This is a genomic window from Sinorhizobium fredii NGR234 (assembly GCF_000018545.1).
GTDB classification, from domain to species: Bacteria; Pseudomonadota; Alphaproteobacteria; order Rhizobiales; family Rhizobiaceae; genus Sinorhizobium; species Sinorhizobium fredii_A.
The window spans coordinates 1,033,525-1,051,451 of the sequence record NC_012587.1 but is presented as its reverse complement, the minus strand read 5'-3'; the positions used below and the strand labels follow the sequence as shown (position 1 = coordinate 1,051,451).

Genomic DNA, 17,927 nt, shown 5'->3' with positions numbered 1-17,927 from the left:
GAGATGCCCGGCAGGGCAGAGGGGGGTATCGCGCTGACCACCTCGGAGGCGCTACTTCACGCGATACCCAGTCGGCCGGAACGATGCAGTCGGATGAGAAGTCACCTCAGGCAGAAAGGCCCGGCATGTACGCGCATGCCGGGCCTTCCGTTTCGCGACCTGCCCCCGTCTACCTTACGAGGCCGCGATAGATTGCCGGCAGAGCCGAAGGCAGCCTGCCGATATTGCTGACGACGGCATAGCCGTTTTGCCCGAAGATCACCGGAATGTAGGATTTCGCCTCGCGATCCACTGTCACCCCGAACACGCTGACCCCCGAGCGGCGTGCTTCGCCGACAGCCCGGCGGCTGTCTTCGAGCGCAAACCGCCCCTCGTAGTGATCGACATCGTTCGGCTTGCCGTCGGTGAGGACGATCAGGAGTTTGCGGCGGTTCGGCCGTTCGACAAGACCCGCTGCGGCGTGCCGGATGGCGGTGCCGATGCGCGTGTAGTAGCCGGGTTTCAGCGCCGCGATGCGCGCCTCGATGGTCGCGCTCATCGCCTCGTCGAATGCCTTGACCGTCTCGATCCGCACCCAATCCCGCCGCCGCGAGGTGAAGGTGAGGATTTCATGAGCATCGCCGCAGGCGGAGAGCCCGTGCGCCAGGACCAGAAGCGCCTGCTTCTCGACGTCGAGGACGCGGAGATCGTCGAACCAGGCGTCGGTCGAGAGCGACACGTCGACGAGGATCGTCACTGCGAGATCGTGCGCCTGCGGACGGCTCATCATGTGGATGCGGTCGCTGCCCTGCCCCCCGGCCCTAAGGTCGGTTCGAGCCCGGACAACCGCGTCGAGATCGAGATCGGCCCCGTCAATCTGTGCCCGCAGCATCTCGTGGCGCGGCCGCAAGACTTCGAACTGACGACGCACGCGCCGGATCAGGCTCTTCGTCGCCGGGTCCGCCTCGCCGGCCGTGCCTTCTGCCGAAGCCGGTGCGGCAAGCACGCGGCAATGATCCTTGAGGTAGCTGCCGCTGCGATAGTCCCATTCGGGATAAGTAAGTTCCGCCATGAGCGGGGTCCGGTCGAGCGCTTCCGGCGGCAGGTCGAGGTCGAAGCGAAAGCGTGCGGCCGGACGACCCTGCCGTTCGCCGAGCGTCATGTCGTCAAGCTCGTCGGCGGCGCTGGCGTCGTGATCGTCGCTGTCGTCGGCGGGGCGATCGACATTGACCATCTCGGCCATGGCGAGAATTTTTTCGAAGCGGTTGAGGATGAAAGGGCTCCGCTCCGACTGCCGCTGCGCCTCGCGCGTTGCCACATGGCGCGTCGTCTCCGGTCCTTCCGCCCTGCCGCCGCCGCGCGCCGGCTCGTCTTCGCCGTTCCGCCGCTCCGTCTCTTCACGCAGCAGCGCGTCGGGCCAGAGCGGCACCGGCAGCATCGGCAGGTAGCCGGGCGGCGCACGACTAGGAAAGATCACCGGCATCACTTCCTCGATCCGTCCGGCACCTCTTTTCAGAATGTCCAGGGTTCGATTTTCGACATGCTGCTCGACCGCCGGAAGCGACCGCCTTTGCCGTACGTCGAGCACTGCCTTGCAGAGACGCCGATAGCGCGGACGCAGCGCCGGGAAGGTCGTGAGCACTGCCCGCACCGTCTCTTCCGCCCGGGCGAGGCTTGACAGGTCACGGGCGAGAGGATCGCCGTCACGGATCGGCGAGAGCGGCATGACCGCCATCGTCGCCGCCAGCCAAAAGTAGAGATCGCGGTTGAGCCGCCGGAGAGGAAAAAGATCGATCTCGGCCGGCAGCATCAAGGTCGCGTGGTCGCGTGCAGGCTGCACAAGCTTTTCCTCGCCAAGCCCCATGCGCTGGCGCAACCGCAGACGATGCGTCGAGGTGCGGCCGCGGGCAGGCGCGATCTGAACCGCCCGCTCTCCGCCGAGACCGCGGAAGTATACCGCAAGAACGGCCTGGACCTCGTCAAGCCGGACGGCCTCATGCGGAAAGCGCGGCCAGGTGCGCGTGTTGCCGATGAGGCGGTGCCAGGCGCGGCCGACGGTTTCTTCGAGTTCGAGGAAATCCAGCATTCGTCGAGTCCTTCAGAGGGTTGCAGCGGGATGCGGGCGGAATCCTCATCCCGCTCTAAGCATGTCGCCCAAAAGTGTGCAGCGGTTTTGGGATGACGACATGCATATAAACAAAGACCTAAAGCGCGACGCGCTTCAGCGGATGATCGCGTCGGCGACCTCGATCAGCGCCGCCTTGACGTCCGGCTCGTCCGTCAGCGGCTCGATCATCGTCGCGATCACGGCGTCGCGCAGCGACAGGCCGCTATCGACCAGGCTCGCGCAGTAGACGATGAGGCGCGTCGATACGCCTTCCTCGAGGTCGTGGCCTTTCAAGGCTCGCAGCCGATGGGCGAGATCGACGAGCGGTGCGACCCGGGCGGCGTCGAGGCCGCTTTCCTCAGAGACGACGGCGATCTCGCGATCCCGCGGCAGAAAGTCAAACTCGATGGCGACGAAGCGCTGGCGCGTGCTCGGCTTCAGGGTTTTCAGGAGGTTCTGGTAGCCGGGGTTATAGGAGACGACCAGCATGAAGCCGGGCGGCGCCTCGAGCACCTCGCCGGTGCGTTCCAGCGGCAGGATGCGCCGGTCGTCGGTCAGGGGATGGAGCACGACGGCGACGTCCTTGCGGGCCTCGACGATCTCGTCGAGATAGCAGATGCCGCCCTCGCGAACGGCGCGCGTCAGCGGCCCGTCGACCCACACGGTATCACCGCCCTTGAGGAGATAACGGCCGGTCAGGTCCGCGGCGGCAAGGTCGTCATGGCACGACACGGTTGAAAGCGGCAGGCCGAGCCTTGCGGCCATATGGGCAACGAAGCGCGTCTTGCCGCAGCCGGTCGGCCCCTTCAAGAGCAGCGGGAGCCGGCGAATCCAGGCGCTTTCGAAGAGCGCGCATTCCTGACCCGAGGGAGAATAGGCCGGGATGTCGTGTTCCGCAGCCAGCGGGTTTTTCAAGGCGATGTTCATTGGAAAACTCCGAAATCGATTGGCAGGACAAAAGGCGGGCGGCCCGTCATCGGACCGCCCGCTGGACCTCATTCGGCAGGTTGGACGGCCTGGCTAGGAGCCGGACTCCGGCTCCGGCCAGGGACCAGGACCGCCCAGATGAACATGAGCGCCGAGATCAGGACGACGACGCCGGAGCCGAGGCGCACCCAGTAGAAGAGCGCGAGTTGGTCCTGCACGGCCATGAAGCTCTCACCGAGGACCCGCTGCAGGTGGACCTGGACGACGCCGGCGAAGGTGAGTGCGAAGGTCATTACCGACATCGCGCTGCACATGGCCCAGAAGCTGACGATCGACAGCCACTGGTTATAGGGCGCCCGCCCGCGGATCTCCGGAATGGCATAGGCCATGATCGCAAGGTTGAGCATCACATAGGCACCGAAGAAGGCGAGGTGCCCGTGCGCGGCGGTGACCTGCGTGCCGTGGGTGTAGTAGTTGACCGACGACAGCGTGTGCAGGAAGCCCCAGACGCCGGCGCCGAAGAACGCCATCACCGAGCAGCCGATCGACCAGAGGAGAGCCGCCTTGTTCGGATGCTTGCGGCCGGCCTTCCAGGTCATCACGAAGGTGAAGACCACCATGGTGAAGAAGGGCGCGACCTCGAGCGTCGAGAACAGCGAACCGATCCACTGCCAGTAGCCCGGCGCGCCGATCCAGTAGTAGTGGTGGCCGGTGCCGAGGATGCCGGAGAAGAGCGCCAGGCCGACGATGACGTAGAGCCACTTTTCGACGACCTCACGGTCGATGCCGTTGAGCTTGATCATCAGGAAGGCCAGCACGGAGGCCATGATCAGTTCCCAGACGCCTTCGACCCAGAGATGCACGACATACCACCAGTACATCTTGTCGAGCGCGAGATTGATCGGGTTGTAGAAGGCGAACAGGAAGAAGATCGCCACACCCCAGAGGCCGAAGATCAGGATGTTTGTTACCGTCGTCTTGCGGCCCTTGAGGACCGTCAGGGTGATGTTGAAGAGAAACATCAGCGCCACGACGACGATACCGACCTTGATCGCGAAGGGCTGTTCAAGGAATTCCCGGCCCTCGTGGATGTGGAAGAGATAGCCGACGACCGCAACGGCCGCGGCGATGAGGAAGATCCAGAACTGGGCGATCGCGATCTTCGGGCTGTAGAGCTCGGTTTCCGCTTCTTCCGGCAAGAGATAGTAGGTGGCGCCCATGAAGCCCATCAGCAGCCAGACGATCAGCGCGTTGGTATGCACCATGCGAACGATGTTGAAGGGCAGCAATTCGGAGAGCGTGTTGGGCAGCACGTAGATGGTGCCGGCGAGCACGCCGAACAGGACCTGGGCAAGAAACAGGCCGAGCGCGCCGTAGAAATACAGCATCGCGACCTTTTGGGTTTGATATTTCATGTCTTTTCTCCTTGTCGCGCCGTCTCAACCCGCCTCGTTCGGAGGCCAGTTCTGCGTCTTGATGCGGCTCGTCCATTCGAGGAAGTCGGCAAGGTCGTTCAGTTCCTGCTCGGTGAGATTGAATTGCGGCATCTGCCGCCGCCCTTCGGCACCGGAGGGCTGTGCGGCCATCCAGGACTTGAGCGTCTCGCGCGCGCCTTCCGGGTCGGACTCGCCGCCCCATCGCTTCCACACATTGCCGATCTCCGGTGCGAAATAGGCGCCCTCGCCGAGCAGGGTGTGGCAGTTGATACAGGAGTTCTTCTCCCAGACGTGCTTGCCGCGCGCGACGGAGTCGGTCAGCGTCGACTCGTCGGTGGATTCGGTTTTCATGTAGTAGTGGCTGTGGGCCGTGAGGCCGACAAAGATTGCGAAGAAGAAGATGGAACCGCCGTAGAAGACGTTCCGTGCCCCTGTCTTGGTAAGGCGTTCTGCCATCCCATGGTCCTTTCTATTCCCGGAGGCCGCAATCACGCGGACCTGCGCAATTCCCGCCGGTCGGCCGCGGATTCCCCCGCCCACCGGTAAACGCGATCTCTTCTAAGGTCTGCGCGCGGCCGGTCTTTGCGTTTCTGCAAACAGGCGGCGAAGAGCCCTTCAGCCGACGAGAGAAATGGATGCGATGAGCGCTTTTGCCGCAGCGGCAAGCGCGAAGAACAGCGGCCAAACGATGAGGCCAACCCGCAAGACCCGCGGGCCGGAACGCAGGCCCAGAAAATCCAGGACGACGAGACGGGCCTTCAGGACCGCGAGCATCAGGAAGCCGAGCGTGAAGACCAGTGGGGCGGCAGTGTCCTGGACTTTGAGCGAAAGCAGCAGACCGGCAAGAACCATCAGGACGAGGATGATCCAGGTCTTCGTCAACTGTCGGGGGGTGCGGTCGGTCATCCTGTTCACACCAGATAGAGTATCGGGAACATGACGATCCAGACGAGATCGATGACGTGCCAGAGGGTGGTAACGAGAACGATATTGACCGGACGCGGTCTCCAGGCGACGACGAGCAGCAGGAGGCCGACGAAGCCCACGTGGACGAGGTGAAAGCCGGTGAGGATGAAGTACAGTTCGAAGAAGGAATGGAACGCGGCCTCGCCGGCAAAACGGATTTCGGTGCTGTACTCGTAGATCTTGATGGCAACGAAGGCGAAGCCAAGAAGCGCCGCCAGCACCAATGCCCGCCGCCGCCTGGCGGTGGACGCATGCTGCCCCGCCGCGATCGCGGCCTGCCAGCCGCTGGTCAGCAGCACCAGCGTGTTGAGAGCGGCAATTCCCGGTTTGAGGTGGAGCCGTGCGATGGCGAAATCCTCCGGCGCGATCATCGACGCCACCAGGAAGGCGCCGATGAGAATGCCGAAGGCGGCAAGCTCGCTCCAGATCAGGACCCAGAGAATAAAGGTGTCCGCTTCCTCTTCGCCGGCTGCGCCGGCCGCTATTGCGTTTTCCATGCCGCATCTCCGATCGGTTACCGAGCGGATAGGAAAAAGGAGAGGCCGGTTCTTTGCGCTTGATCAAAGACCCGTCCAGCCGACCCGCTATGTTCCGTGAAAACGGAGATTGCCATGAACGACGCACAGATCGGCCTCTCGGTCGCCACCCCGATCATCATCGTCTTCGCGCTGGTGCTCTACCGGATGGGGGTTCTGCAACGCACCGGCACGCTTGCTGCCGTGCTGGCGTCCGTCGCCTGCGCCGCCGTCCTGTTCATTGACAAATGAAAGCATGGAGAGAGGGGTAGCGGTCGAAGGTGTTGCGTTAGATTGAGGGAATGAGACGAAGCCGCCCCTCTCCTCGGGTTTAACCCGAGGACTAACCCTCTCCCCGCCTGCGGGGAGTAGGTCGCGGCAGCGGGATGAGGGGCAAACCGGCACGCAACGGAGACTGAGGCTAAATCAAGATGCTGCAATTCCTGCTGGCGCTCCTCGTTTTTCTTCTCCTCCACTCCATTCCGGCGATGCCCGCTATTCGCGAGCGGCTGATAGCCCGTCTCGGCAGGGCGACCTATTTCTCGCTCTATTCGATCGTTTCCATCCTCGTCCTCGGCTGGGTGTTCTACGCGGCATTGAACGTCGACTACATTCCGCTTTGGGACCCGACGGCCTGGCAGGCCTGGGTCACGCTGATCGCCGCCCCGACCGGTGTCTTTCTCGTGCTTGCCGGGCTCTTCAGCGTCAACCCGCTGTCGGCCTCGATCCGCCAGGGAGCGATGCCGGGCGCCGTCGTCGCGATCACCCGGCATCCCGTTCTTTGGGGCTTCGCCATCTGGGCGCTCGGCCATCTGGTCGCCAATGGAGACCTGCGCTCGCTGATCCTCTTCGGGGGCTTCGCGCTGTTCGCGCTTGCCAGCATACCGATGCTGGAGAAACGTGCGCGCCGACGGCTCGGGGAAAAATGGTCACAAGAGGCTGCGGCGACGTCGATCCTGCCTTTCGCGGCGGTTCTCACCGGACGCGCTCGCGTCACGGGGGACTGGCCGCTGGCCTTGGCGGCCGTATCGACGGCGGCCCTGACGCTGTGGCTGCTTGCCGGCGGCCATGCCGTCCTGTTCTATGCCGACCCGTTGGTGCTGGCGACCGCCAATTGAACCCGCGTTGCCGCCCAGCAACCGCCGGGAGACTATTATGAGGGTTCTCCCAGACCCAGTTCCACCCAGAGCCGATCCACCCTCTCGACGAGTTCCGCCGGCATTTCGAGAACACGCCCCCACTCGCGCTCCGTCTCGGCTCCAAGCTTTCTGGTCGCGTCGAGCCCGAGCTTGCCGCCGAGCCCCGGCTTTGGCGAGGCGAAATCGAGATAGTCGATGGGCGTATCGGTGAGGATCGTGACGTCGCGGCTGGCGTCGAAGCGGGTCGAAATCGCCCAGATGACGTCGGCCCAATTCCTGACGTCGATATCCGGATCGACGGCGATGATCAGCTTGGTGTAGGTGAACTGCGGCAGCATCGACCACAGGCCTATCATGATCCGCTTCGCCTGACCCGGATATCGCTTGTCGAGCGAGACCACCATGGCCCGATAGGAGCAGGCCTCCGGCGGCAGGTAGAGGTCGACGATTTCCGGGAATTGCCGCCTCACCAGCGGCAGGAAGAGCTCCATCATCGCCTCGCCGAGCTTCGACGGCTCATCCGGCGGGCGGCCCGTATAGGTCGAGAGATAGTGGGGCTTGCGGCGCATGGTGATGGCCGACAACGTCAGCACCGGAAAGCGCTCGACGGAGTTGTAGTAGCCGGTGTGGTCGCCATAAGGTCCCTCTTCGGCGGTCTCGTTACACGAGACGACTCCCTCGAGGACGATCTCGGCCGTGGCCGGAACCGACAGCGGCACGGTGATAGCCGGGGCAACCTGCGGCCGCTCCGCCTTCAGCAGTCCGGCAAAGTTGAGCTCGCTCATATTCTCGGGCAAGGGCATCACCGCCGCAAGGATGGTCGCCGGATCGGCGCCGATCGCGACCGCCACCGGCATGTCCTCGCCGCGGTCTCGCCACAGGCGGTGGTGGCGGGCGCCGCCGCGATGCGCCAGCCATCGCAGGATGAGCCGGTTCGGGCCGAGCACCTGCATGCGGTAGACGCCGACATTGACGTCGCTCGGATCGTCCGGCGCACGGGTGATCACGAGTGGCCAGGTGACAAGCGGCGCCGGCTCGCCCGGCCAGCACCACTGGATCGGCAGGCGCCCGAGGTCCACGTCGGAACCGCGCCAGACCGTCTCCTGCACTGGCGGCCGTGCCACGTTTCGCGGCCGCATCGCAAGCGCGGCTTTCAACAGCGGCATCTTGCTCCAGGCATCCTTCACCGATTGCGGCGGTCTCGGTTCGCGCAGTTCCGCCAGCATATCCGCCAGCGCCGGCAGCCCGCCTGTCGGGAGCCCGAACCCCCACTCGATCCTCTCTTGCGTGCCGAACAGATTGACGAGAAGCGGTATGTCGCAGATGCGGCCGGAGGCATCGACCGGTTTCTCGAAGAGCAATGCCGGCCCGTCTGATTTGAGCGCGCGCCGGTGGATCTCCGTCACCTCATGGACGAGCGAAACGGGTCGCGCTATGCGGCGCAACCGGCCACGCTGCTCGAGCATGGCGGCGAATTCCTGAAGCCCGGAAAAGCGGCGAATGGGTGACTCTGCGCGGTTCATGGGCGGTGTCTCGCCCGCGAAACCACTTCTGTCTTTGCGCTGGCTCAAATTGTGCAGCGGACATCGCCGCTAGGCTCAGTGTCGAATCGACATTCCGCAAAAGGCGAGAGTTATGGAAGTCCCCCGCCCGCTGGCCGCACCGCTTGCCGCCGTGCCGATTCCCCTGATCGAGGGGACAGTGAAGCTCATGTTCAAGAGTTTGCTCAAGCGGCATCCGACGCTCTTCGAGCGTCTCGGCGAGCACAAACCGAAACGTTATGCCTTCCGGCCGACCGACCTGCCGCTCGTCTTCCTCGTCGAGCCGGCGCGGCCGGCAATCTCCGTATTGCGCCGCACCGCAGATCCCGCCACCGATGCCGCAGTGGAAGGACCGTTGTTCCTGCTGCTGGCGCTTCTCGAAGGCCGCTGCGACGCCGATGCGCTGTTCTTTTCACGGGCGCTTACCGTCACCGGCGACATGGAGGCAATGCTGGCGCTGCGCAACGCCCTCGACGGCTCGGAGATCGACCTGCCGCGCGATCTCGGCGCGGCCGCCGGGCCGTTCGCCCCGCTTATCAGCCGAACGGCGGCTGCGATCCGCCGACGCGCGCTTGCCGGGGAGTCCGTCGCATGGAACTGATCTGCCCGGCCGGAACGCCGGCGGCCTTCCGCGAAGCGGTCGATGCCGGCGCCGATGCGGTCTATTGCGGCTTCCGTGACGAAACAAACGCTCGCAATTTTCCCGGCCTCAACTTTTCGCGCGAAGAGCTTGGGGAAGCGATTTCCTATGCCCGGCGCAAGGGAACCCAGACTTTCGTGGCGCTCAACACCTTCATGCGGGCCGGCCACGAGAGCCTGTGGTACGAGGCTGCGGCCGACGCCGTCCGCCTCGGCGCCGACGCGCTCATCCTTGCCGATTTCGGCCTGATGGCCCATGTCGCCGAGACCTATCCCGGGCAACGGCTGCACGTCTCGGTGCAAGCCTCTGCGTCGAACCCGGACGCGGTGAATTTCCTGGTCGAAGCCTTCGGCGCCAAGCGCGTCGTGTTGCCGCGCACGCTGACGATCTCCGACATCGCCCGCCTCGCCCGGCAGATTCGCTGCGAGATCGAGGTCTTCGTCTTCGGCGGGCTCTGCGTGATGGCCGAAGGCCGCTGCACGCTCTCCTCCTATGCCACCGGCAAATCGCCCAACATGAACGGCGTGTGCTCGCCGGCCAGCCATGTGCGCTACCGGCAGGATGGCGGCGACCTCGTCTCGGAGCTCGGGTCCTATACGATCAACCGCTTTCCGCGCGAGGAAGCGGCAGGCTACCCGACGCTTTGCAAGGGCCGCTTCGATATCGCCGACGCCAGCGGCTATGCCTTCGAGGACCCGGTTTCCCTCGACGTCATGGACCAGATCGATGCTCTGAGAGAAGCGGGCGTCAGCGCGCTCAAGATCGAGGGCCGACAGCGGGGCAAGGCCTATGTCGCCGAAGTCGTCTCGACGCTTCGCAAGGCACTCGATGCGAGACCCGAACACCGCCAGGCCCTGCTTGCCCGCCTCAGGCTGTTGAGCGAAGGGCAGCGCACGACGTCCGGCGCCTACGAGAAGCGCTGGAGGTAAATGTCTATGAATACCGGTAAACCCACGCTGACGCTCGGTCCCGTTCCCTACCTCTGGGAGGGGGAGAAGTGGCGGGACTTCTATTTTCGGATGGCCGACGAGGCGCCGGTGCACCGCGTAATCATCGGTGAAACCGTCTGCTCGAAGCGGCTGCACTTCACCGAACCGCATCTGTCGGCGGTGATCGAGCGGCTGGAGTCGGCAGGAAAGCATGTCGTCCTTTCCACCCTCGCCCTCGTGACGCTCGAACGCGAGAGCCAATACATCCGTTCCCTCGTCGCCGACAGCCCCTTTCCGATCGAGGCCAACGACCTTTCCGCCCTCGCCTTGCTCGAAGGCAAGCCCCATTCGATCGGGCCGTTCATCAATGTCTATAACGCGGCGACGGCCCGGCTGCTGGCAAGGCGGGGTGCGTCGAACATATGCTTGCCGCCCGAACTGCCCGCAAGCTCGATCGCCGAGATCGCCGCCGGGACACCGGACATCGCGCTCGAAGTGCTCGCCTTCGGGCGAATGCCGCTCGCCATTTCCGCGCGCTGTGCGCATGCTCGCGCCAAAGGGCACATCAAGGACAATTGCCAGTTCGTCTGCGCCGAGGACCCCGATGGTTTGCTGGTGAAGACTCTCGACCGTCAGTCCTTCCTCGCCCTTAATGGCGTGCAGACAGTCTCATTCACCTGCCAGGCCCTGCTAACCGAACTGCTGGACCTCGTCTCGATCGGTGTCAGCCGCTTCCGGCTGTCGCCGCAGGATTGCGACATGGTGGCGGTCGCCAGCCTCTACGACGACGTTCTAAACGGCCGCACCGATGCCGAAGGCGGTATTGCGCGGCTTCGGCAGCTCTATCCCGCGGCCCCGCTTTCAAACGGATTTCACCACGGCCAGGAAGGCGCCGCCTGGGTGGCCCGCGCCCGCAACATTGGACACCGGGGAGCGGAATGAGACCGAACGACGCCGCCACCGCGATCGCATCGGCGCTTGCCCAAACCAGCGAGGAAATCAGTCGCGCCGTCAAGCGGATGCGTGGCGTCATGCAGACCGGCGCGGCCGACTGCGAATGCCGCGACCGAATGGAGGAGGCGCTGCGCGACCTCGAAAGACTTGAAGGTGCCCGGATCACGGAGCGCCTCATCGGTCTTGCGGACAACCAGCGACGACGAATCGAGGCGCTGCTTGTGCTGCTCGGCGATTTCAATCCGAACGAACCCGGCGCGCTCGACGAAGGCATGATCGCGGAAGCCGGGCTGCTCTTCGGCGACATCGCCGCCGCAGCGGAGCTGGCGTCAAATCTGCTGAAACGGGCGCGTCGGTTGCAGTTGGCGAGCGAAGACTGAACGGTGAAAGGGTGTTGTTCATGGACGGCTCGAAGCGCAATCGTTGGCGGGAAGAGGCATTGGATATCGTCATGTCGCAATCTCCCGGGCTCGGGGAGATGAGCTTTCTCCTCGACGCGTTGCAGGAGGATGCAGGACGATCGGGAGGCACCGACGGCCGATCAGTGGTCTTTCACGGCAGGATCCCGCCTCTTCGGTCTCGCCCGTGACGGCGACCAATCGGCGTTGTTGACCCCGATCAATGTCGCCGTCGTTACCGGGAAGTAAATTCTATTTCCAGGCTCAGGCTTCGGGAGACCCAACCATGTCCTACAAAACCATTCTCGTTGTCATTGGCATCAGCCAATTCGAAAGTGATCTTCGGGCAGCAGCAAATCTTTGCGCATCGGACGGCGCGCATCTTTCGGTTCTGCCTATCAAGATCGCCACCTTGCCGCCGGTGGGAGACTTCGCGGCCATGTCGGCCGCCTGGCTTGACGAAAGGGCCAGCGACATCGAAGACCTTGGCAAGGCCGTCAAGGAAGCCAGGAACGTGCTCTACGGCCTTGGAGTATCCCACGATGTGGTTGGACGATACGCCGAGTCGATGTGGCTCGAGCACGATCTCGGAGAACGGGCGCGGTATGCCGATGTCACCGTGATCGGCTCGAGCTTGAGAAGCGACGAGCGACTGCGGGCCGGCGTCGTAGAAGGCGCTCTCTTCCACTCAGCGCGACCGGTCCTGCTCGCCGCCGATCTCCAATCGGCGACCTTGCGGCCGAGAAAAGTTCTCCTGGCATGGAACGCGAGCATCGAATCGGCACGGGCGGCCCGCGAAGCGCTGGATGTGATGAGAAACGCCGAGAGGGTGAATGTCGTTCTGGTCGATCCAAAGCCGGCTTCGGGGGCAGCTTCGGGCAAGAGCGGCGGAGAGCCGGGCGCCGATATTGCCGCCTATCTCGCGCGTCACGGTATCAAAGTGACTGTCGATCGGCTGCCCGGCGCCGGACTCCGCGTCGAGGACGTTCTCAACCAGCATGCGCTCGACACGTCGGCGGACCTGATCGTGATGGGTGCCTACGGGCACTCGCGCATCCGCGAAAAGGTGTTCGGCGGCGTGACGAAGGCGATGATCGACGTCCCGGTTGTCCCGGTGTTGATGGTGCGATGAGCCTCGGCTACCGCACCTGGTCGAGCAGGCGTTTGCACTCGAGAAGATCATAGAGCGCTTCCTGCAGGAGCGCCCGGTCCTCTTTGCCGACAGAGGCCTTGCCGATCGAAATTTCAGCATCGTCGCTGCCGGCCCCAAATGAGAAGAAGCGCCGGCTAGCAGGGGCCTTGGCGCGGCCGACGATCTGATCTTCATCGGCGACACCGATCTTCGGCGCGGGCGGCTCTTCATGGCTGGACGCCGCAAGCGCCTCGACGGTGGCCAGATCGCCGCTCGCGATCGCGGCGACGAACTTGTTGCCATTGGCCTTCAGAAGCTTCTGCACGCCCTTGATCGTGTAGCCGTGATCATAGAGCAGGTGGCGAATGCCCTTGAGCAGATCGACGTCCTCGGGCCGGTAGTAGCGCCGGCCGCCGCCACGCTTCATCGGCTTGATCTGCTGGAAACGCGTCTCCCAGAACCGCAACACGTGCTGGGGCAGATCGAGTTCGTCTGCGACCTCGCTGATGGTGCGGAATGCGTCCGGGCTCTTTTCCATGTCGTCCCCATTTCCATATTCATGCGAAGTGACGAGTCGCAATGACTGGATCCTGCGCGATGATCGCACGAATCAGGCCCATTTCAATGGCTTATGGATGGGTTTTCAACCACATTGTGGTTGCGGCCGTGCCTCAGGAGGCCGTGCCGGTCTGCTTCTGCTTGGCCCTTCGGCTGAGATGCGCCTTCAAGACCCGCTGCTTCAGCACGTTGGACGCCTTGAACGTCATCACCCGGCGCGGCGAGATCGGCACCTCCTCGCCCGTCTTCGGATTTCGCCCGATGCGTTCGTTCTTGTCGCGCACCTGGAAGGTTGCAAAAGAAGACAGTTTCACGCTCTCGCCACGCACGATTGCGTTGCAGATCTCGTCGATAACGGTCTCCACCAACTCGGCAGACTCCGTCCGAGACAAACCGACCTTGCGAAAAACCGACTCAGCCAAGTCTGCTCGCGTTACTGTTTTTCCGCTCATCTTCCCCCACCGATGTCTGGCATGCCGATCAGCGATTGAAGACTATTGCCCTTGCCTTTTTCGGTCAAGCGCCTGCGGTCATTCAATTTTTTTACCAGCGGATGAGAACGGAACCCCAGGTGAAGCCACCGCCCATGGCTTCGAGCATCACGAGGTCACCCTTCTTGATGCGGCCGTCGGAGGCGGCGGTGTCGAGCGCCAGCGGAATGGAAGCGGCGGACGTATTGCCGTGCAGGTCAACGGTCACCACAACCTTTTCGCTCGGAATGCCGAGCTTCTTCGCCGACCCGTCGATAATCCGGCGATTGGCCTGGTGCGGAACCAGCCAGTCGACGTCGTCGGCCGACGTTCCCGTTGCTTCGAAGGCCGCCTCGATCACGTCGGTGATCATGCCGACGGCGTGCTTGAAGACCTCGCGCCCCTCCATGCGGAGATGGCCGACGGTGCCGGTCGTCGAGGGGCCGCCGTCGACATAGAGCTTGTCGCCGTGCATGCCGTCGGAGCGCAGTTGCGCCGTCAGCACGCCACGATCGGCGGTGGTGCCCTCGCCCCTTTGCCCCTCGAGGATGATGGCGCCGGCGCCGTCACCGAAGAGCACGCAGGTCGTGCGGTCCGACCAGTCGAGGATGCGCGAGAATGTCTCGGCGCCGATGACCAGGGCACGCCTGGCAAGGCCGCCACGAATATAGGCATCGGCCGTAGCGACCGCATAGACGAAGCCGGAACAGACGGCCTGTAGGTCGAAGGCCGCCCCGTGGCGCATGCCGAGGCGGTTCTGGATATTGACCGCGGTGGCCGGGAAGGTGTTGTCGGGCGTGGAAGTCGCGACGATGATCAGGTCGAGATCATCGGCGGTCATGCCGGCCCTCTCGAGCGCCGCGCGCGCCGCCCTCTCGCCGAGCGAGGCGGTCGTCTCGCCCTCACCCGCGATGTGGCGCTGGCGAATGCCGGTCCGCTGCACGATCCATTCGTCGGACGTGTCGACCTTGGATTCCATTTCCCTATTGGTCATCACTCGCTTCGGCAGCGCTGCACCGAAGCCGCGAACGACAGAACGGATCATCTAATCAAACCTCTTCAATCATGCCGGCGGCAGGGCTTCGGTCGGCTCGGCGCCATGATAGCGTGCCAGGTCGGCCTCGATCTTGGCCTTCAGGCCGTTCTTCACCATATCGTAGCCGACGTCGATCGCGGCGGCGAAGCCCTCGGCATCCGTGCCGCCGTGGCTCTTGATGACCACGCCGTTGAGCCCCAGGAAGACGCCGCCATTGACCTTGCGCGGGTCCATCTTCTCACGCAGCCTGTCGAAGGCCCCCTTGGCGAAGATATAGCCGATCTTCGCAAGAAGGGTGCGCGACATGGCGGAACGCAGATACTCGGCGATCTGGCGTGCCGTTCCTTCCGCCGCCTTCAGCGCGATATTGCCGGAGAAGCCTTCGGTGACGACGACGTCGACGGTGCCGCGGCCGATGTCGTCGCCCTCGACGAAGCCGTAATATTCGATCCCCTCGATATTGGCCTCGCGGATGAGCCTGCCGGCTTCCTTGACCTCTTCCTGGCCCTTAATCTCCTCGACGCCGACATTCAGCAGGCCGACGGAGGGACGCTCGACCTCGAAGAGGGCGCGGGCCATGGCGCCGCCCATCAAGGCGAAGTCCATGAGCTGCTGTGCGTCCGCGCCGATCGTCGCGCCGACATCGAGCACGATGCTCTCGCCCTTGAGCGTCGGCCAGATGGCGGCGATCGCCGGGCGCTGGATGCCCTGCATGGTGCGAAGGCAGAAGACCGACATGGCCATGAGCGCGCCGGTATTGCCGGCCGAGACCACCACATCCGCCTCGTCGGCATTGATGGCGTCGATCGCTTTCCACATGGTCGACTTGCCGCGGCCGCGCCTGAGCGCCTGGCTCGGCTTCTCATCCATGCCGACGGCGATTTCGCAATCATGAAAGGTGCTGCTTGCCTGAAGCTTCGGGTACTTGGCCAAGAGTTCGGCGCAGCGCGCTTCCTGGCCGAACAGGACGAACTTTATGTCCGGGTGACGTTCGAGTGCCCTGGCAGCACCCGGGATGACGACCTCCGGACCATAGTCGCCTCCCATAACGTCAAGTGAAATTCTGACCACGCGTGTCTTATCCCTTCTTCCCGCCACGCAACGCATCCCGCCCCTGCGCAATCCTTACGCAACGGCGATTCGTCCTACCTTCTGACCCCTACAGCGCCGCGCGCCTTATCAGGCGCGCAAAGGTCGCTGTAGCACTTTGAATTGCTGCATGTCTTCGTCCTTAAATCGAGGTCGATTTAAGGAGACATGCAGTAGGCCAGCATGCAGCGCGTCGGCACCACGGCCCCCTCGGCTGAAGTCGGGCCAAAATACTGCTTTTCGCCTGCGTGACAACCGAATTGTAAGCCCGGCCGACCGCGTTTCAATCCTTTTTCAAATCCTTCAGGACCGCGAACGGGTTGGGGCGCTTGTCATCTGCCGCCGTGCTTTCGATGCGCTCGCCGAAGACGACACCCTCCTTGCGGGGATAGGGATCGATCGCAAGCGCCACATGCTCGCTGACGACCACGCCGACGTCGATCGTATCGCCTGAGAAGGTATCGGGAATGTCCGGCCCGCCAGGATCGAGGATCATCTCGCCGCCATCATTGTCGGCTTGCCGCGCCAGGCGGGAGCCCTCCGGCACGAAGATCGCCTCGACCGGCTCGACGATCTCCGCCTCGACGGCGTCCAGCGTCACGACGCAGCTCTGGACGAGCTCCGCCCGCACCTCGCCCTTGATCTTGACCCCATCCTTCTTCCAGCGTCCGATCTGCAGGTCGGCGACAAGCGAGCCGACCTCGTTGACCTTCCACAATGCAGCGAGCGCCCGCCGCTCGGCCTCGTTGGCGGACAGATGCACGCTGACCGGGTTGGCGGATATATGTCCTACCCTTACCGGGTAGGAAAATGCCGGTTTGGTTTCCTGCGTCATGACAATGATCCTTCCTGCAGCGCCGCGTCCTTACCGATGCGCAGATGCCGCTGCGTTGCCGAGCGCCTATTGGCCCGCTGCCGGCGGAACGCGCAACTGTCCCGTTTCGACCAAGTCTTCCGGGACGTCCGCGAGCGCGGCTTCGGCGGAAATGAGGTAGCGCGCCAAGCCGATCATCGGCGGCGCGTCTTCTTGCTGCGGATGAAAATTGCGCCGCAACGCGTCGGCAAGCGCCTGCCTGTCGCCTATTTCGAGCGCCGCCGCATAGGACTCCAGGCGGCCATAGAACATGCCGGCAAACTTTTTCATCTTCTTCGGCACGCCGACGTCGCCGACGCCGAGTTCGCGGATCGAGTGGTCGACGTCCTCGAAGAAGGCATCGACGATCTCCTGGGCGATTTCCTGGCCGGTGCGTGCCGAGGCGCGGGTACGGCGGAAATAAAGTATCAGGATCGCCGACAACATCTCGAAACGCCCCATCACCGTGTCGGGCACATCGAGGTCGGTATAGAGAAACGGCTGGCGCGCCGCCGCGGTCAGAAGGCCATACTGGCGCTCCACAATCGCAATGTTGCCGCTTTTTTTCTTGAACAGTCCAAAAATCATAACAAAGCCCAGCCGTGGCTTTCTCGAATCCGTGGGCACGCGCCCATGACGTTATTGCATGATAGCCGAAGCTGGTTTACCGAAGCAGGCACGAAATGCAATGGCGCATATGCCATCGTTACTCCAAGGGGAGCAGTCGTTGACGAAGCGGTATCTGACATCAAACCTGAAAGTTCTTGGCCGTGCCGTGGTCGTGGCTTCCCTATGCACTGGAGTGCTTGCCGGCTGCCAGGCAGCCAATGTCGGCGAAGTCCTGCACCAGGGCTATGTCGTCGACCAGGAAACCCTCAATCTGGTTCCTGTCGGATCGAGCCGCGAACAGGTGCTGCTCTCGCTCGGTACGCCCTCGACGACGGCGACGTTCGACAACGAGGTGTTCTACTACATCTCGCAGAAGCGCAAGCGTCCGGTTGCCTTCATGAAACCCAAGCTGATCGACCAGTCGATCCTCGCCGTCTATTTCGACAAGGAAGGCGTCGTCAGCCAGCTTGCCCACTACACGATGAAGGACGGCAAGGTCTTCGACATGCTGTCGCGCACCACGCCGACGGGCGGCAAGGAAACGAGCTTCCTGGGCCAGCTTCTGACCGGCCCCGGTGCGGGACAGGCCGCGGCGCGCAACCTGTTCAAGAACTTCGGGCAATAACCGACGAAATTCTCCTCACGATAA

General features: G+C 63.6%; 22 protein-coding genes. 9 read left to right on the top strand and 13 right to left on the bottom strand.

Features of this window, described 5'->3' with window-relative positions; genetic code table 11:
• Nucleotides 1-169 precede the first annotated feature (169 nt).
• From NGR_RS16225 to NGR_RS16200, 6 genes are all read right to left on the bottom strand, one after another.
• Nucleotides 170-2,065, bottom strand: a complete 1,896-nt coding sequence (locus NGR_RS16225; RefSeq protein ID WP_012707562.1) for a nitric oxide reductase activation protein NorD — start codon at nt 2,063-2,065, stop codon at nt 170-172.
• Nucleotides 2,066-2,200: 135 nt separating this feature from the next.
• A complete protein-coding gene (locus NGR_RS16220) occupies nt 2,201-3,013 on the bottom strand; it encodes a CbbQ/NirQ/NorQ/GpvN family protein (protein ID WP_012707561.1) in 813 nt (270 codons plus the stop codon).
• Nucleotides 3,014-3,081: 68 nt separating this feature from the next.
• Nucleotides 3,082-4,428: a nitric-oxide reductase large subunit gene (locus NGR_RS16215; RefSeq protein ID WP_012707560.1), complete on the bottom strand. Its 1,347-nt coding sequence runs from the start codon at nt 4,426-4,428 to the stop codon at nt 3,082-3,084.
• A 24-nt stretch (nt 4,429-4,452) separates the two neighbouring features.
• The gene (locus NGR_RS16210; RefSeq protein ID WP_012707559.1) at nt 4,453-4,905 is read right to left on the bottom strand and encodes a c-type cytochrome; all 453 of its coding nucleotides are present in this window, start codon (nt 4,903-4,905) and stop codon (nt 4,453-4,455) included.
• Between the two features lie 159 nt (nt 4,906-5,064).
• Nucleotides 5,065-5,355, bottom strand: coding sequence for a cytochrome C oxidase subunit IV family protein (locus tag NGR_RS16205; protein WP_164924254.1), 291 nt, complete (start codon nt 5,353-5,355; stop codon nt 5,065-5,067).
• Between the two features lie 5 nt (nt 5,356-5,360).
• Complete coding sequence (locus NGR_RS16200) at nt 5,361-5,912, bottom strand: cytochrome c oxidase subunit 3 (protein WP_012707558.1); 552 nt, start codon at nt 5,910-5,912, stop codon at nt 5,361-5,363.
• Between the two features lie 114 nt (nt 5,913-6,026).
• Between NGR_RS16200 and NGR_RS32365 the strand changes: the two genes are divergently transcribed.
• Nucleotides 6,027-6,182, top strand: a complete 156-nt coding sequence (locus NGR_RS32365; RefSeq protein WP_012707557.1) for a hypothetical protein — start codon at nt 6,027-6,029, stop codon at nt 6,180-6,182.
• Nucleotides 6,183-6,361: 179 nt separating this feature from the next.
• Entirely contained in the window at nt 6,362-7,048 is a 687-nt protein-coding gene (locus NGR_RS16195; protein WP_012707556.1) for an NnrU family protein, read from the top strand.
• A gap of 35 nt (nt 7,049-7,083) precedes the next feature.
• On the opposite strand, the gene NGR_RS16190 is transcribed toward NGR_RS16195, so the two are convergent.
• On the bottom strand, nt 7,084-8,592 hold the full coding sequence (locus NGR_RS16190; RefSeq protein WP_012707555.1) for a UbiD family decarboxylase: 1,509 nt from the start codon (nt 8,590-8,592) through the stop codon (nt 7,084-7,086).
• A 112-nt stretch (nt 8,593-8,704) separates the two neighbouring features.
• On the opposite strand from NGR_RS16190, the gene ubiT reads away from it, so the two are divergent.
• The 6 genes from ubiT to NGR_RS16160 all read left to right on the top strand — a co-directional run bounded on the left by ubiT (nt 8,705) and on the right by NGR_RS16160 (nt 12,663).
• Entirely contained in the window at nt 8,705-9,211 is a 507-nt protein-coding gene (ubiT, locus tag NGR_RS16185; RefSeq protein ID WP_012707554.1) for a ubiquinone anaerobic biosynthesis accessory factor UbiT, read from the top strand.
• Nucleotides 9,202-10,179 (top strand): ubiquinone anaerobic biosynthesis protein UbiU, encoded by a 978-nt coding sequence (gene ubiU / locus NGR_RS16180; RefSeq protein WP_012707553.1) that lies wholly within the window; start codon nt 9,202-9,204, stop codon nt 10,177-10,179. Before ubiT ends, ubiU begins: the two co-directional genes overlap by 10 nt.
• 6 nt (nt 10,180-10,185) lie before the next feature.
• Nucleotides 10,186-11,121 (top strand): ubiquinone anaerobic biosynthesis protein UbiV, encoded by a 936-nt coding sequence (gene ubiV, locus NGR_RS16175; RefSeq protein WP_012707552.1) that lies wholly within the window; start codon nt 10,186-10,188, stop codon nt 11,119-11,121.
• The gene (locus NGR_RS16170; protein ID WP_012707551.1) at nt 11,118-11,513 is read left to right on the top strand and encodes a hypothetical protein; all 396 of its coding nucleotides are present in this window, start codon (nt 11,118-11,120) and stop codon (nt 11,511-11,513) included. Before ubiV ends, NGR_RS16170 begins: the two co-directional genes overlap by 4 nt.
• 129 nt (nt 11,514-11,642) lie before the next feature.
• Nucleotides 11,643-11,780: a hypothetical protein gene (locus NGR_RS16165; protein ID WP_164924253.1), complete on the top strand. Its 138-nt coding sequence runs from the start codon at nt 11,643-11,645 to the stop codon at nt 11,778-11,780.
• A gap of 37 nt (nt 11,781-11,817) precedes the next feature.
• Nucleotides 11,818-12,663, top strand: coding sequence for a universal stress protein (locus NGR_RS16160; protein ID WP_012707549.1), 846 nt, complete (start codon nt 11,818-11,820; stop codon nt 12,661-12,663).
• 7 nt (nt 12,664-12,670) lie between these two features.
• Here NGR_RS16160 and NGR_RS16155 read toward each other — a convergent pair whose 3' ends face one another.
• The 6 genes from NGR_RS16155 to NGR_RS16130 all read right to left on the bottom strand — a co-directional run bounded on the left by NGR_RS16155 (nt 12,671) and on the right by NGR_RS16130 (nt 17,257).
• Complete coding sequence (locus NGR_RS16155; RefSeq protein ID WP_012707548.1) at nt 12,671-13,201, bottom strand: MerR family transcriptional regulator; 531 nt, start codon at nt 13,199-13,201, stop codon at nt 12,671-12,673.
• A gap of 133 nt (nt 13,202-13,334) precedes the next feature.
• A complete protein-coding gene (locus tag NGR_RS16150; RefSeq protein ID WP_012707547.1) occupies nt 13,335-13,673 on the bottom strand; it encodes an integration host factor subunit alpha in 339 nt (112 codons plus the stop codon).
• 91 nt (nt 13,674-13,764) lie between these two features.
• Nucleotides 13,765-14,736 carry a beta-ketoacyl-ACP synthase III gene (locus NGR_RS16145; RefSeq protein WP_012707546.1) on the bottom strand — a complete coding sequence of 324 codons (972 nt, stop codon included), beginning with the start codon at nt 14,734-14,736 and terminating at the stop codon, nt 13,765-13,767.
• 18 nt (nt 14,737-14,754) lie between these two features.
• Nucleotides 14,755-15,798: a phosphate acyltransferase PlsX gene (gene plsX / locus NGR_RS16140; RefSeq protein WP_012707545.1), complete on the bottom strand. Its 1,044-nt coding sequence runs from the start codon at nt 15,796-15,798 to the stop codon at nt 14,755-14,757.
• A gap of 301 nt (nt 15,799-16,099) precedes the next feature.
• Nucleotides 16,100-16,651, bottom strand: a complete 552-nt coding sequence (locus NGR_RS16135) for a YceD family protein (protein WP_012707544.1) — start codon at nt 16,649-16,651, stop codon at nt 16,100-16,102.
• 66 nt (nt 16,652-16,717) lie between these two features.
• Complete coding sequence (locus tag NGR_RS16130) at nt 16,718-17,257, bottom strand: ubiquinol-cytochrome C chaperone family protein (RefSeq protein ID WP_012707543.1); 540 nt, start codon at nt 17,255-17,257, stop codon at nt 16,718-16,720.
• Nucleotides 17,258-17,396: 139 nt separating this feature from the next.
• Between NGR_RS16130 and NGR_RS16125 the strand changes: the two genes are divergently transcribed.
• On the top strand, nt 17,397-17,903 hold the full coding sequence (locus NGR_RS16125) for an outer membrane protein assembly factor BamE (protein ID WP_012707542.1): 507 nt from the start codon (nt 17,397-17,399) through the stop codon (nt 17,901-17,903).
• Nucleotides 17,904-17,927: the final 24 nt, after the last annotated feature.

Bases quoted from the DNA above. Each gene is read 5' to 3' on its own strand.
- NGR_RS16160 (WP_012707549.1), top strand. From the start codon at position 11,818: ATGTCCTACAAAACCATTCTCGTTGTCATTGGCATCAGCCAATTCGAA.
- ubiU (WP_012707553.1), top strand. From the start codon at position 9,202: ATGGAACTGATCTGCCCGGCCGGAACGCCGGCGGCCTTCCGCGAAGCG.
- ubiT (WP_012707554.1), top strand. From the start codon at position 8,705: ATGGAAGTCCCCCGCCCGCTGGCCGCACCGCTTGCCGCCGTGCCGATT.
- NGR_RS16215 (WP_012707560.1), bottom strand. From the start codon at position 4,428: ATGAAATATCAAACCCAAAAGGTCGCGATGCTGTATTTCTACGGCGCG.
- NGR_RS16135 (WP_012707544.1), bottom strand. From the start codon at position 16,651: ATGACGCAGGAAACCAAACCGGCATTTTCCTACCCGGTAAGGGTAGGA.
- ubiV (WP_012707552.1), top strand. From the start codon at position 10,186: ATGAATACCGGTAAACCCACGCTGACGCTCGGTCCCGTTCCCTACCTC.
- NGR_RS16130 (WP_012707543.1), bottom strand. From the start codon at position 17,257: ATGATTTTTGGACTGTTCAAGAAAAAAAGCGGCAACATTGCGATTGTG.
- NGR_RS16170 (WP_012707551.1), top strand. From the start codon at position 11,118: ATGAGACCGAACGACGCCGCCACCGCGATCGCATCGGCGCTTGCCCAA.
- NGR_RS16155 (WP_012707548.1), bottom strand. From the start codon at position 13,201: ATGGAAAAGAGCCCGGACGCATTCCGCACCATCAGCGAGGTCGCAGAC.
- NGR_RS16225 (WP_012707562.1), bottom strand. From the start codon at position 2,065: ATGCTGGATTTCCTCGAACTCGAAGAAACCGTCGGCCGCGCCTGGCAC.
- NGR_RS32365 (WP_012707557.1), top strand. From the start codon at position 6,027: ATGAACGACGCACAGATCGGCCTCTCGGTCGCCACCCCGATCATCATC.
- NGR_RS16190 (WP_012707555.1), bottom strand. From the start codon at position 8,592: ATGAACCGCGCAGAGTCACCCATTCGCCGCTTTTCCGGGCTTCAGGAA.
- NGR_RS16200 (WP_012707558.1), bottom strand. From the start codon at position 5,912: ATGGAAAACGCAATAGCGGCCGGCGCAGCCGGCGAAGAGGAAGCGGAC.
- NGR_RS16220 (WP_012707561.1), bottom strand. From the start codon at position 3,013: ATGAACATCGCCTTGAAAAACCCGCTGGCTGCGGAACACGACATCCCG.
- NGR_RS16210 (WP_012707559.1), bottom strand. From the start codon at position 4,905: ATGGCAGAACGCCTTACCAAGACAGGGGCACGGAACGTCTTCTACGGC.
- NGR_RS16205 (WP_164924254.1), bottom strand. From the start codon at position 5,355: ATGACCGACCGCACCCCCCGACAGTTGACGAAGACCTGGATCATCCTC.
- NGR_RS16195 (WP_012707556.1), top strand. From the start codon at position 6,362: ATGCTGCAATTCCTGCTGGCGCTCCTCGTTTTTCTTCTCCTCCACTCC.
- NGR_RS16145 (WP_012707546.1), bottom strand. From the start codon at position 14,736: ATGATCCGTTCTGTCGTTCGCGGCTTCGGTGCAGCGCTGCCGAAGCGA.
- NGR_RS16165 (WP_164924253.1), top strand. From the start codon at position 11,643: ATGCAGGACGATCGGGAGGCACCGACGGCCGATCAGTGGTCTTTCACG.
- NGR_RS16150 (WP_012707547.1), bottom strand. From the start codon at position 13,673: ATGAGCGGAAAAACAGTAACGCGAGCAGACTTGGCTGAGTCGGTTTTT.